The 12,678-nt window shown below is 37.3% G+C and carries 8 protein-coding genes; 3 read left to right on the top strand and 5 right to left on the bottom strand.

The genetic code is table 11. From position 1 onward, the window contains the following. Positions 1-94: 94 nt before the first annotated feature. Positions 95-688 carry a CoA pyrophosphatase gene (locus H5084_RS09640; protein WP_182690313.1) on the top strand — a complete coding sequence of 198 codons (594 nt, stop codon included), beginning with the start codon at positions 95-97 and terminating at the stop codon, positions 686-688. Positions 689-1,511: 823 nt separating this feature from the next. Further along, entirely contained in the window at positions 1,512-3,590 is a 2,079-nt protein-coding gene (locus tag H5084_RS09645; protein WP_182690314.1) for a sodium:proton antiporter, read from the top strand. Positions 3,591-3,893: 303 nt separating this feature from the next. Here H5084_RS09645 and H5084_RS09650 read toward each other — a convergent pair whose 3' ends face one another. The 4 genes from H5084_RS09650 to H5084_RS09665 all read right to left on the bottom strand — a co-directional run bounded on the left by H5084_RS09650 (position 3,894) and on the right by H5084_RS09665 (position 9,172). Further along, positions 3,894-5,921, bottom strand: coding sequence for a bifunctional diguanylate cyclase/phosphodiesterase (locus H5084_RS09650; RefSeq protein ID WP_182690315.1), 2,028 nt, complete (start codon positions 5,919-5,921; stop codon positions 3,894-3,896). A 175-nt stretch (positions 5,922-6,096) separates the two neighbouring features. Next, positions 6,097-6,711 (bottom strand): hypothetical protein, encoded by a 615-nt coding sequence (locus H5084_RS09655; protein WP_182690316.1) that lies wholly within the window; start codon positions 6,709-6,711, stop codon positions 6,097-6,099. Positions 6,712-6,782: 71 nt separating this feature from the next. Further along, a complete protein-coding gene (locus tag H5084_RS09660; protein ID WP_182690317.1) occupies positions 6,783-7,811 on the bottom strand; it encodes a hypothetical protein in 1,029 nt (342 codons plus the stop codon). A gap of 263 nt (positions 7,812-8,074) precedes the next feature. Beyond that, entirely contained in the window at positions 8,075-9,172 is a 1,098-nt protein-coding gene (locus tag H5084_RS09665) for an acyltransferase (protein WP_182690318.1), read from the bottom strand. Between the two features lie 543 nt (positions 9,173-9,715). Between H5084_RS09665 and H5084_RS09670 the strand changes: the two genes are divergently transcribed. After that, positions 9,716-11,350: a DUF3943 domain-containing protein gene (locus tag H5084_RS09670; RefSeq protein ID WP_182690319.1), complete on the top strand. Its 1,635-nt coding sequence runs from the start codon at positions 9,716-9,718 to the stop codon at positions 11,348-11,350. Positions 11,351-11,481: 131 nt separating this feature from the next. Here H5084_RS09670 and H5084_RS09675 read toward each other — a convergent pair whose 3' ends face one another. Beyond that, positions 11,482-12,657, bottom strand: a complete 1,176-nt coding sequence (locus tag H5084_RS09675) for an aromatic amino acid transaminase (protein ID WP_182690320.1) — start codon at positions 12,655-12,657, stop codon at positions 11,482-11,484. Between the last annotated feature and the right edge of the window lie 21 nt (positions 12,658-12,678).

Genomic DNA, 12,678 nt, shown 5'->3' on the forward strand with positions numbered 1-12,678 from the left:
ATGGCTCTGCTTATTTACGAAATGAAGAGAGCTATAAGTTTTAACTCAACGAAAAACTATAAGCGTTTCACGAGCAGGAGTATAAAAGGAAGAGATGAATAGACAACGTTTTCTCAATCGTTTTATCTTACAACAAGCAACGTCCAGTGCGCCTGTTTCGCATTACTTACACTCTATCAACAAACATCAACAGCCATTAAAAAAAGCGGCGGTATTAATGCCGTTGATACAAAGAGAAAATGGCTTACACATGATTTTCACACAACGTGCATTACATCTTAAACATCACCCAGGTCAAGTAAGTTTCCCCGGAGGAAGATACGAGTTAAGTGATGATTCATTGGCTTCCACCGCATTAAGGGAAACTCAAGAAGAGATAGGCATTGAGCAGGACAATATACAACTGGTAGGTAGTTTACCCTCACTAACTACTAACAGCGGTTATCATGTCACACCTTTTATTGGTTTTGTGAATAGTACAGAGCAAGTGATCATTGACCGCTCTGAAGTCAAGGTCTGTTTTGAAGTGCCCTTTTCTTATGTATTAGACAGCAACAATTTTTCTAAACAGTATTTAGTGGCGAATAGACAACGTCACTTTACTTATTGTTGTGCTTATCAAAACCATTTAATCTGGGGTGCGACTGCGCAGATGATTATCAATTTGCAACATCATTTAAAAGCTTGATCCCCCGAATCGACACTGCCCTATTGAGTCATTCAACAATACATTTCACAATATGTTCAACTCGATATAAACAAATAGGCTCTAGTCATTTGGTTAATGGTTTGCTATAAACTCCTCCCCCTGCTGAACACAACTTGTTTTTGAATGCTTGTTTTTAAATAAAGTATCACCATAAAGGGATAAAATACCAACAAAGAAGAAGGAACTAATTAACTGATTAGATTAATGTTTTATTTAACAGCCTTGATAAAACGTGATTAAGATCAAAAAAACACTTGCTCCAATACGTGAATTAGTATGTTATAGAGCAAAATTTAATGATAAAAAAACAATGATTTTTGTAAAAATAATGATGCTTATTAATAGATATTAACTAGCCTTATCTCACAAGATGTACTTAGCTAGATGCACTTAAGTCTATTTACTTCGCTAGCGAGACATAACGAGATAGCGGTAATATAAAGTTAATAGATAGAAATAATAGTAGGCTTTTATTAATTAGCGTTGGATTGAACATCTACATCACTTTTAAAGATAAGTTAAAAAACACTCCCATTTAATAACTGATTATTTTTGCTAATTAGATTAATAATTAGTGCGTCGCACTGTGCTTTTTTACTTAATAAAAAAACGCTTTTGAATGAAAGGAACGAACACAAGTATCGGCAATATTTTTCATTAGCTTGCCAGTCTGTAAATAATATTTAATGAACAAAATGGTACAAATCAAGTTACCAAACGTATAAATTGCTCACGAATCACCGTGACCCCCATTGCAGGGTAGATAATTAATTTGCAATGGTTTGAAAAAAAGGAAATGAATATGGTTGAACACATCACAGGCATGCTTGCACTGATCGGTGTACTGTCACTTTTGTGTCAATGGATCGGGTGGAAATTACGTTTGCCTGCAATTCTCCCACTATTATTATGTGGTTTATTATTAGGGCCAGCACTTGGCATTTTGGATCCTGATGCTATTTTTGGGGATTTATTATTCCCGATTATTTCATTAGGTGTTGCTGTTATCCTCTTTGAAGGCGCACTCACACTTAACTTTAAAGAAATTAAAGAGCATGGCCGAATGGTCACGCACTTAGTCACCATCGGTGCTTTTATCACTTGGGCTTGTATAGCACCCGCGGCTCATTATATTTTAGGCTTTGATTGGTCAATTGCGATGCTGTTTGGCGCTCTAGTAGTGGTAACAGGGCCAACGGTTATTGTACCTATGTTGCGTACCGTACAACCAAAGTCTAATTTAGCCAGTATTTTACGTTGGGAAGGGATTGTTATTGACCCTATTGGCGCCCTACTTGCAGTTTTAGTCTTTGAATACATTGCTGTAACAGCGGACCCTACCTCTCATGTTTTATCTGCATTGGGATATACGTTATTACTGGGCTTTGGTTTAGGCGCTGCTGCGGGTTATTTAACTGGGTTATCGATTCGTAAAAACTTATTTCCACACTATTTGCGTAATACTGCGGTATTAACCATTATGTTGGGCGTTTTTGTAGGCTCTAATATCTACCAAGAAGAGTCTGGATTATTAACTGTGACTGTAATGGGTATTTGGCTAGCAAACATGCGTGGTGTTGATATTGCGGATATTTTAGAGTTTAAAGAAACATTAACCGTGTTATTAATTTCAGCACTGTTTATTCTACTTGCTGCACGGCTTGATTCTAGCGCCATGTTAGACCTAGGTTTTGGCGGATTAGGCGTGCTGATGGTGGTGATGTTTGTTGCTCGTCCACTCAGTATTTGGATTTCTGGTCTTGGTACTAATGTTTCTTCAAAGGATAAGTGGTTCCTCAGCTGGGTTGCACCGCGTGGTATTGTTGCCGCAGCGATTTCATCACTATTTGCGATTAAATTAGAAACGGTTGGCCTTGAAGGTGCAAGCTCTATTGTGCCGCTAGTATTTTTAATTATTATTGGCACTGTGGTTATTCAAAGTTTAACCGCTGGCCCATGGGCAAAATTTTTAGGAGTGAAACAAGGTGCGAATGAAGGTTTACTGATGTTTGGTGCCTCTAAATTCTCACGCGAACTTGCGACGATTTTAATCTCTAAAAATGTGAAAGTGCTATTAGCAGACAATAACTGGGATAGCATTCGTAAAGCTCGTATGGAAAATATTCCCGTTTATTTTGGTAACCCTGCTTCAGAACATGCGACCAACTATATGGATTTAAGCGGTATAGGTCGTGTCTTAGTGATGTCACCTTACCGTCAATTAAACCCATTAGTTTCCTTTCACTTCCAAGATTTACTTGGTTCAGAGAAAGTTTATGGCTTGAACAATGCTGACAGTGCCAGCGCACGCCATCAATTATCAGAATCATATCTAAAACGATTGAGCTTATTTGGAGAGAACATTTCCTACGCTAAGATTGCTAGTATCATGGCAAGAGGCGGTATTCTAAAGGTGACTAACATCACTGAAAACTTTACCTTTGAGCGTTTTAAAAGACGTTACGGCGACTCGGCTATGCCATTAGTATACCTAACTAAAGATGGCGAAATTAAGATTGTTTCTAATGAAACGGATGCTGATTATCCAGTGGGTATTGAGTTGATTAGTTTATTGCCTCAAGAAGCGCAGGATCTAGCAGTAATTCAACGTGCTGTAGATGAAGAAGCAGAGCGTGAAGCCAAAGCACAGGCTAAAGCTACAGCAAAAGCAGAAGCAGAAGCACGTGCGGAAGAACGCGCTATACGAGAAGCAGAAGAGGCAGATCAACGTGCCCTTGAAAAAGCACGACGCCAGGAGCAGGCTTCAATTGAGCAAGCGAAAAAAGCTGAGCAAGACGAGTCTAATCGCTCAGAATCCGATGACGCAGAAACACAGGATACTGATGAAAAGGAAACGCAGGCAACTTCTAAGTCAGCCTAACACTCTTTACTCCTGACTATAAACAAGGTCACACTGTGCAGTGTGACCTTTTAATAATACCAATCACACTAATTAGCTGATCTATTTCACTTGTTAAAATAACTGATTTCTTCGCTGTTGCTTTCACAAATATAACAATGACTTAGCTAAATTTACGCCTTGAACTAAGTCATTTTTTCCTACGCAAAATTTAGATCACTTAATTTAATATAATCGGTATAATCAACTCCCTTAAAACACTCAAATTTACCAAAGATTGTTAATTATCCAATAGTAATAACATCCAATTTTATCGAATACTGCTTAAACAACCACTAAAGGTTCCGGCCTAGCAAAATAATAACCTTGTGCATAATCTACACCTAATGCTGTCAATGCTTCAACCAGCCTAAAGTCTTCAACAAACTCAGCAATAACTTCTTGTTTTGCTGCTTTGCCTATCTCGCAAATCGATTTAACAGCGGTAAAATCGATTGGGTTGGTGAGCATATTAGCCACAATCGCACCATCTATTTTAATCTTATCCGTCGGTAATTGTTTGATATAAGCATAGGAAGAATGGCCACTACCAAAGTCATCCAGGGAAAACTGACAACCTAGCGCTTTAATATTATTCATAAACAATCGAGCACGATTGATATTTTTAATAGCCGCCGTTTCAGTGATTTCAAAGCAAATTTTCGTAGCGGGTATCTGGCTCTGTGTCAGTTTATTAATAATAAAGGTTTCTAACTCATTATCAGTTAAAGAGTGCCCAGATAAGTTAATCGCAATTGTTTTAATCGACTTAAGCTCCTCAGCACGTGCCATAAAATGGTCGCATACGGCATTAATCACCCAACGATCTATTTTACCGGTGAGTTGATAGCGCTCAGCAACGGGTAAAAAACAAGCAGGACTCAACAATTTTCCATCGTTGCCTAACATTCTTAATAATATTTCAAAGACTTTGCCTACTTTTTGTTGCTGTAGCGGCACAATATCTTGTTTGTATAATATAAATAAATTGTTATTTAATGCATGGTTTAAGTAGTGCACAGACAATAATTTCTGCTTATTATCAGCGAAAACTTGATCGCAAGTATCGTATAAATAAACAGAGTTCCTTCCAGCATTTTTTGCTAAGCCACAGGCAATATCGGCCGAATTTAATAACTCAGTAGCACTACTGTCATTGATTTGAGGAGCGATACCAATGCTGGCACTTAATTGAAAATTTTCACCTTGCCAGTGATACGTTAACTGGTTGATACTTTGTTTAATCTGTTCAGCAATTTCAAGTGCTTTATCTACAGGGCAGCGATTAATCAAAATAGCAAACTCATCTCCGCCTAATCTTGCCACCGTATCGTAGTTGCGCACTTTTTGTTTTAATATACGAGCCACATCAACTAAGACTTGATCACCTACCGCATGTCCGCACGTATCGTTAATGGTTTTAAAATAATCTAAATCGATAAAACATAAAAACCGATTATCTTCATTTATCGTTGATGTTCTCTTTTTATGGTCAATAGCAGCATTTAAATTACGCTCAAAAGCACGACGATTATAAAGTTCAGTCAATGGGTCATGTGATGCTTGATGCCATAATGTTTGTGTTAATAACTTGAAATCATTACTTAATTCAGTGATCTCGGTAGGCGCATCATCGCTAACTTGAAAGTCATTACCAGCGAGAGCATTGTGTGAAGAAGCAATCAACGTGTTTAACGGATTACAAATTTTTCTATTTGCCCACCACCAGGTAGCGATTATTAAAAATAAAAATATTCCACGAGCAATCCAACTAGCATTGCTTATAAAGTGTTTTTCTTGTTCTAACGACAATGCATCTTGAGTAATAATCTGATTGGTTTCAGACATCATAAACTGAATGCTTTTAACCAACGATAAACTAACAGCATCATAGTCAGGTAATAGCTTTTGCAAATGTGCAATTAAGGCTTTTTCGGGTAATTTACCGATTGTGTCGAGATATGAATTAATTTTTTTGAGGGCAATAATGGTTTGTTTTATCTCTGCATTAAGTGCAGGGGAAAGGTTTGCATCTTGTATTTTTGACAATTCAGTACTGATGTAATCGCCCATATTTTTTGCACCAAAGATCAGGTAAGTATTGCCAGAGGCAATGACCAAATCCGTAGAGACTAAAAATTGCGACGTGCTATTTTCAATGCGTTCGAAATCTTTTGCTCGTAAAAGACTTTGTGTATGTTTACTGGCTAATATTTGAACATGATTGAAGTGGTACCCCAAGACTTGCTCTAACGTGTAACCACCGAGTAAACAGGCGAACACAAGTATAGCTAAATAGCTTCTTATTCTCATTCAATACCTTTAATTAGTGTGTACACTCAATTAGCTGTATTTTCATTTATTCTGATTCGTTTTTCAATTTTTACAATTATTTACATTAACTATAGTACTTACTTAGACTAGTTTTTTCATTCACTTTGCGTATTGCTTTCATTTATTTATGACCTGCCATTACTTTTTCTTCAGGCTAACTACCTTCAATTTTTTTAATATCTCTGGCCCAACTTATATCGGTAATTGCTAACGTTTTTAATCCAGATCGTAATACTAACAAAGCGAGAGTTGGAGATTTTTTAAATGTCTTTTTCCCAATTTCAGACAGTGTCTCACCATCAGCTGACAGTAATGACTTTAGTTCGTTAAAACTTTTATTTTGAAGCTGTTTATTAATACTTGCTACGACTATATCGTTACATTCAGAGCTTCTACAACGTTGAAAATAGAAACCTTTTAAGCTTCTATCTAAATTGATGCCCCATGCAATTTCAACTAATCCCCATTTAGCCCATTCTGATCGAGCTTGTAAAAAACCAGCATGTTGCCCCTCTTTATAAAGAACGTACAGGGTATGTTTACTGACTTCACTTTGATGAATAGTAAAAGGCAACTTTTCTTTAACCGCTAATCTATCCTGCTCTGTAACAGTCGTGACGATGGAACGATATTGGTATCCGTCTTTATAGAGTATTTGCATTGCAGACACAGGGTCTCTTAAGGAACAAAAAGCTGCATAAGCAGAAGAGTTCATTAATACCAGTGTCGCCATTAAGGCGATTAATGTAAAAAGTTTACGCTGTTTCATATTATTTGGGTTAATGCCTTATCGTTTAATGTCTTTTTGTTTAATATTTTAACGCTTAAAACTATGTGACACTACATTCTATACCTTAGCTGCACACTTAAAATAGGTTCAATGCTCTGATTTTTCATTTCTTTTAGTTTATGCTTGTATTGTGCACTAACATCGAAACCATGATCATTCACCCACTCCACGCCAGCTACCCAATGACTTGCAGAACTACTTTCACTACTCACGTTATGATCTATTTCTGCACGTTGATAACGCAACTGAGTGTAGATAGAGAGGTTTTCTTTGGGAGTACGCCACAACACCTCAGCAAAACCATTGGCGACATTATTACCTGCTTTTTTACCAACAGAGGATTCCGCCATAAACCGCCATTGGTAATAATAATAAGAAAGATCTAAGGCCACTTTTTTCTGCTCAATAACGCCATTAGCCGCTAATATGTCGCCGCTTAACCATGATAAGCCTGTTACTATATTTTTAGTACTGAGTGTTCCAATTCGACCAGAAAATAAGTGTGAGTCATCGTTATTATTAATTTCAGCGCCTGAACCTTGCGTTAGTGCAACCTCATATTCAAAACGAGGCATGATGCCATTAATCGATACCCCCCAGTCAGCTTTTATACCTCGTTCTATAGCAGTTAATTGACGTAGCGTGCCATTGGTATCGATTTGATATTCGAGTCCAAAAGGTACTTCAAAATGCCCTAATCTAATATTAAACTTGCCTTGATTTAAAGCAGTATAGTTAAAGTTTGCGATACGCCATGTGAGCTTTGTAGCGTTACCATCATCAAAAATGAAAGGAGGGTTGTTAACATTATTCAATTTTACAACATACGGTTGCAGTATTAATGTGCCGATATCTCCAGTATCGCTACTAAATACTTTATGTATATCAATACCTAATACATGCATAAAAGCATGATTTTGAGTATCTAGGTTACTGCTAACACGCGAAGACATATCAATGGATACTCGACTATTTTCTCCTAAAAATGCCGCCTCGGCCATATTTGTAAATACAAAAAGAGGCAAAGATAATAAACAACTGGCACTGAATACTGTCCATGTTGGGTAACTTTTTTTCATAACACGATAACCCTTATTCGAGTTAAAACTGGAAAATCCATTTTCATCAATATAGTTAGTTACTTAGCTAGCTAGCTATTTAGCTACTTAATAACTAAATTGCAGTAAATTTGAATGGAAAATTAATCACTTACTAACAGGCAAAATTAATAAATAGATTTAACCATCCTCAACTCTCTATTTAGGTATTTATTGTAGTATAAGAAGGACAATACAGCGATTTATCAACAAGTGTTCACCCCTTGCTTTTAATTACCGCACTATTATGGCACTAAACGTCTAATAAATGGCAGCTTAACTAACAACATAGTTAATAATAATGATGCCGCTAAGGTCAACAAGGTAAGCATTGGGATCGCAATCCAGTTACTTTGAAATACTTGATAAACCCCATTATTTAAATTACGTATAGGGATCAATACTAAAGGGTGAACTAAATAAATACCCAAACTATAAGTTGAAATAAGGGTCACTAAAGCGCGTAAACGCCCTTGTATTTTGTGCGCATAAGTTTGTGCTAATACAAATAACATACCACCAATAATGGCAGTATTAATGGTTTTATAACCCATAAATAATGAACTGTACGCTTGTTTTTCGGTAGCGACATACCAAGTACCAAAAAAGTTGAGTAAAAGCATTAAACAACCCGCTGCTATCCAATATTTTAAGTGATCACGATTATCCCTATTAAAGAGATACCAACCTAAAACGAGGTATCCACTATATAACACCAAGTTTTGCTGTAAAAAGTCCCCTATTTTTAGCCAATGCATGAACAATAAAATAGCCCAGCATGATAAGGCTAATTTAATATGATCAGCCGAGGCTTGTTTAAGTAAAGGTAGCAAAAAAGGAATAACAAAATAAAGAGGAATAAAATCGTAAAAAAACCAAAGGTGGTACCAAACAGGCTCTGTCAACGAGCTTCCTAATGTCTCGATTGCAATATTACTCGACCACTCTCCTGTGAAAATACCGTCAACCATATAACCGCTAACTAGAGCAAAGATGACAGTCCAACCAACAAATGGCACAACAACTTTACTGACACGCTTAATCAGGTAAGGCCCCCATTTGAATGATTCTTGCGATGATGCGTCTTGGGATAATGATTTTGGTGATAATGCCTTTGATGATAACGTTTTTGATGATAACAATAACGCCCCACTGATCATCATAAATACAGGAACAGCCCAGCGCGTTAGGCTGTTAAGCCCTGCGGCGGCTAACCAATCACTGCCAGGAATTTCACCATATAAATAACGAAAAGGACCAAGCACATGGATCATAATAACCGCAATGGCGGCAATGAAACGTAAGAAATCGATATAGAAAATAGACTGACGTGCTGCTGTCATGGTATTCACCTGCACCTTATTAACAAAAATAAACAAACAAAATAAATAAACAAACCAAATGAAGAAAGAAAAGTAACGTTAATGAAATTGAACATCCATATTGACCATTACGCTTACAACGACCTGAAATATTAACTTAATGAGCTTTAAGTGACTGAGTTTTAAGAGTATCACGCATCCATTATCCAACACTGAGGTTAAATACGCTTTTTATCCCATTCTCATCATCTAACATGCCGCCAATTACCCGCTAGACATTTAACGACACTCAACAAGACAATTAACAAGACAATCAGTTCCAAATGTACCGACACCTTTGTATAAATACGTTTGCAACTAACACCTTTATTAGCAGCATCTACCTCACAATAAATATTGCGGAAAAGATAAAAAACTTGATAATGGTCACATACTCCACCCCACAAACCCGCAGTGCTTAAGATCGCTTAATTAATTGAATATGCCAACGGTGCAAATTTAGTTTGTATTAGGCAATTTAGAGGCAACTGTCTTGAAAAACACCGTTGCCTACAAGGATTTTCAATGATTAAGACTAACCCTTTTCTATATTTACCATTTGCCGTGTTGCCATTTTTAATAACAGAGGCCTATGCAGAGGATTATGTACAAGGAAATAATCAACAGCTTGATATGCCGTTAACTCGCATTGATTTCCAATCTAGCAAATTACCTTTAGCTGAAAAAAATGCACTACAGCCAATCCCACAATACTTTCATGACACGCCCATAAGTGAAGACATATTAGAGACAAAATTAACGGATCAAACGCCATTAAATAAAGAATTAGGGGCTGAGTTAAAAAACAACTTAAATCAAGATGGGCAAGGCAATCAAACAATCAGCAGCGCAGCGTTGAGTAAAAACGAAGAAACACACTACCAACCTGCCTTTACTAACTCTGCTTGGGAACAGTTTAAGGTTGAACAGGATTTTTACGATAACCCATATCAAGTGTCTTTATTTTCTCCACAACATGGTGAAGATGGAGAGCGACTTTGGTCACAAACTACTTCTATCTTTTATTATGGATTAGGCGTAGTCGGCGTATTAGCCGCATTACCTGAATCAGTGACAAATTGGGATAGTGATAACGACCAAAGCATCGCTGAAAAGTGGCTAGAAAATGTTAAAGAAGGCCCAGTATGGGACCGTGATGATGCTATTTTAAATTATGTTATGCACCCTTATTTTGGTGGCGTTTATTATCAGTCTGCACGTAAATCAGGCTATAGACAGTGGGATTCATTTTTATACTCAGCATTAATGTCTACAGTGTTTTGGGAATATGGTGTTGAAGCATTCGCAGAAACGCCTTCAATGCAAGATTTAGTGGTAACGCCGGTATTAGGATGGGTTTACGGTGAATGGGCTTTTAATACAGAGCGCGAGATTTGGGCTGGCGGCGGCACAGTTTGGGGCAGTGAATACTTAGGTAATACCGCTTTATTTTTATTAGATCCGGTTGACTCTTTAGGTCGAAATGTAAATCGCTTATTTGGTAGAGACTTAATCAAAGCCGGTACAGGTTATGTCAAAATATCAGAGCAAAGTACGCCCGGCGGTTTACAAACGGACAAACAAGTCATGTTTGAAATAAATTACTTGTTTGGCGATGACAATAGCTTAGCGCAACCGGGTATCAGTGGTAAACGTAAGCTAGGTGAGCGTTACTCATTTGCCAATGCAAAAGACCCTGTTGATGTCGGCATTATTGGTTTAAGTGTTGGGACAGGTTATCTTAACTTTGACCGAAAACGTGGCCAGTTAAATAACAAATATGCGCAGATATCCTTAGGTTTATACTTCTCAAAACGCTTTTCAACGCGTTTAAATTATTCTTCTTCTAAGCTATTAAAAGAAGTCATTGAGCAATATAGCGCTTATGAAACCTTTAGTGTTGATGGTCAATATTATTTCAATACGGACTCTAATTTGCGCCCTTACATTACAGCAGGCATCGGTGAAGAAATTTGGGACGAAGATAAAGACAGTTATAATTTACAACTTAACGCAGGCGTCGGCCTTCATTACCGTTTAAATGCCAAATGGGCATTACAGGCTGACCTTGTTAATTATTATACAACTGATGAAGAGAGCCACCATCAGCAACTGATAGGCAAAGTCGTGTATCGATTTGGTGCAGGAGAAATAATGTAACTTTATCTAAAGAAAATGATAAAAGCATATAATAGAGAACAAAGCCCACTAATAAAAAATCCCAATGATAAGGTTTATCACTGGGATTTTTTAATCATCATATTAATTTAACCACTTAGAGTAAAATCAACCTAATCTTTGATTACATCAACTAATGAGTCAGCAAGATGTTGAACTTGCTCCTGTTTTAAACCTGCGAGATTAATTCTGCCATTCAACATGCCATATATTGCATGTTTTTCACGTAACACAATCATCTGCTCTGCTGTTAAAGGCAATAAAGAAAACATGCCTTTTTGCCTTGTTACCGCTTGGAAAGAGTCGGGAGCCCCCATTTCAGCCAATAACTTGCCTAATGCATTACGCAAGTTATTAATACGTTCTCTACATACAGCTAACTCAGCCAACCAAGGCTTAGGATCTGAAAATAATAACGATGCAATAGCAGAGCCATGGTTAGGTGGCATAGAATAATTGATACGTGTAATACGTTCTAATAGCATACGTATTTTTGTATGCTGAGAATTATCTTTTGCGACCACCATTGCGACGCCAGCACGCTCGCAATATAGGCCCATATTCTTTGAGCAACTTGCAGCAACTAAGACCAGATCAACTTGATCAACAAACAGTCTTAAACCCGCTGCATCTTGATCAGGGCCATCGCCAAAACCTTGATAAGCAATATCAATAAAAGGAATTATTTTTTTCGCTTTGCAGAAATCAATAAATTGTTGCCACTGTTGTAATAAAGGGTCAACGCCAGAAGGGTTATGACAACTTGCATGTAATAACAAAATATCCCCTTCTTTAGCATTTTCTAAATCTTTAAAGCAGGTTTCTATGTCTAATAGCCCCCCTTTGTGCTGCCAACGAAAGGGTTTAACCGTTAAACCTGCACCTTCCATAATAGGACGATGGTTTAAATAACCGGGGTCAGTATTCCAAATCACTGCATTGGGGGAAAGTGTTTTAATAAAATCAGCAATAACTCTCAATGCGCCAGAGCCACCAACTGTTTGAATAGTGCATTGGTCAGAAAAGTGCGCACCATCGCCCAATAAAAACTTCGCCATATGATCATTAAACTCAAGGTTACCGGCCAACATTTTATAAGATTTTGATTGTGCAGCGGTTGCTAGTTTAAGTTCAGCTTTTTGTACTTGCTGCATAACAGGTGTTTTACCTGTTTCATCACGGTAAACGCCCACCAGCATATCTATCTTGTGATTTCGTTGGTCTGCATTAAATTGGTGTAACAATGCCCACAGGGGATCACCTTGAACGCTAGGTAAGTTTTCTAACATAGTTGAATACCTTAAATAAAA

The organism is Psychromonas sp. SR45-3, from assembly GCF_014163575.1.
Taxonomy (GTDB): Bacteria; Pseudomonadota; Gammaproteobacteria; order Enterobacterales; family Psychromonadaceae; genus Psychromonas; species Psychromonas arctica.